Raw genomic sequence first — 2036 nt, 5'->3', positions numbered from 1 at the left:
TCGGCGTTCTGACGCACGGTGGCCGTCAGTTGCTCCATCGACGATGCGGTCTCTTCCAGCGATGCGGCCTGTTGTTCGGTGCGGGCCGACAGATCGGTGTTGCCTGCGGCGATTTCATGGGCGGCGGTGGTGATCGACTCGGTACCCTCGCGGATCTGCGAGATGGTGCCGGCGAGCGTGTGCTGCATGCGTTGCATGGCGTAGAGCAGGCTCTGCGTATCGCCCTGCGCCACGTTCACATGGCTATGCAGATCGCCGCTCGCGATGCGATGCGCGATCTCGGCCGCATATTCGGGTTCGCCGCCGAGGCTGCGATGGACGTTACGGATGATCATGATCATCGCGGCCGTGACGATGGCGCCGATGACGAGCAAGGCGATGCCGAAGCGTGCGAGCGTGGCGTAGAAGGCCTCGTCGATATCCTGCACATACACGCCGCTCATCATTCCCCAGTCCCACGGCGCGTAGTACTTCACGAACGAGAGTTTGGCGAGACGCTTGTCGCTGCCGGCAACGCGCCCGAAGTAATCGACGAAGCCTGCGCCCTTGTCCTTGGCCACACGTGCCATTTCGACGTAGAGCAGCTTGCCGTTCGAATCCTTGTAGGTGGAGACGTCCTTGTTCACCAGATCGGCGAGCGTCGGATGCATGAGCACAGTCGGCTTGGTATCGAAGATGACCACATAGCCGCTGCCGCCCTCGCCGTAGCGCATGGCTTTCAGGCGTGCCATCGCCTGCTGCTTCGCCTCGTCGACGCTGATCTTGCCCGCCGCCGCCAGTGCGGCGTATTCGCGCACGATGCCATCCGCGCTCGTGACGATATTCTCCACCGACGCGCGACGCTCCGACGTCATCGTGCCGCGCTCATGCCACGCAGCCCAACCGCCGAGAATCAAAAGACCCAGCCACATCAGCGCGAGCGCCGACCAGAGTTTTGCCTTGAGACTCAACTGCATCATGATGTGACCCTCCACCACCCGCCTGCCGGGACGCTGCACTGAGGTGCAGCGCACACGGCGGCTTTTGTCTTGCCGATTGTTGCCACTTGCCGACACGCGCCTCTGGCTTCCCCGCGATCCTGCTGCGCGGGGAGAGACGCGTGCACCGTTCCTGTAAGTTGTTGCGTTACTGCGTTACTGCGCTACTGTGTCGTCGTTACGCGATCAGAACGTTTCCCAATCACCGTTCGCGTCGTCCGTGCCGGTGCGCGCCGCGGCTGACGCCGGTGCCGCCGCCGGAGCAGGCTTGCGCAACGGTGCCGGTGCGGGCGTGGCTTTGGGCGCAGCCGCCGGGGCCGACGCTGCCGGAGCAGCAGCCTTCTTCACCGCCGCCGGACGTGCAACGGGCAGCGCCGCCAGCGTCGGGGCGACATGACTTGCGCCCGCCTGGCTGGCGTCGACGCGGAACACCGACACGGTCGTCTTCAAACGGTTGGCCTGCTCTTCGAGCGAGCCGGCGGCAGCCGCCGCTTCTTCGACCAGTGCCGCGTTCTGCTGCGTGACTTCGTCCATCTGCGTGATCGCGCGGTTGACCTGCTCGATGCCGCTCGACTGTTCGGCGGATGCCGCCGAAATCTCACCCATGATGTCGGTGACGCGCTTCACAGCCTGCACGATCTCGTTCATCGTGTGGCCCTGCTGGGCGACGAGCGCCGTGCCGTCCTGCACACGACGCGACGAATCTTCGATCAGCGCCTTGATTTCCTTCGCGGCCGCAGCGCTACGCTGGGCCAGCGTGCGCACCTCACCGGCAACCACGGCGAAGCCGCGGCCTTGCTCACCGGCACGCGCGGCTTCCACGGCGGCGTTCAGCGCCAGAATGTTCGTCTGGAACGCAATGCCGTCGATCACGCTGATGATGTCGACGATCTTGCTGGAGCTCGTCGAAATGCCGTCCATCGTTTCACCGACCTGACCGGACACCTGACCGCCACGCGTGGCGATTTCCGAAGCGTTCACGGCGAGCTGGCTGGCCTGACGGGCGTTGTCGGCGTTCTGACGCACGGTGGCCGTCAGTTGCTCCATCGACGATGCGGT

The 2036-nt window shown here is 64.8% G+C and carries 2 protein-coding genes; both read right to left on the bottom strand.

The annotated features are described in order from the left end of the window. Positions 1-959 (bottom strand): cache domain-containing protein (locus A9762_RS26955; RefSeq protein WP_170836343.1); only part of this gene is annotated, 959 nt, incomplete at its 3' end. A 204-nt stretch (positions 960-1163) separates the two neighbouring features. Beyond that, a partial coding sequence (locus A9762_RS26950) for a methyl-accepting chemotaxis protein (protein WP_240493731.1) occupies positions 1164-2036 on the bottom strand: 873 nt, incomplete at its 5' end.

Source organism: Pandoraea sp. ISTKB (assembly GCF_001721285.1).
Classification (GTDB): Bacteria; Pseudomonadota; Gammaproteobacteria; order Burkholderiales; family Burkholderiaceae; genus Pandoraea; species Pandoraea capi.
This window is presented reverse-complemented; position numbering and strand designations above follow the sequence as displayed.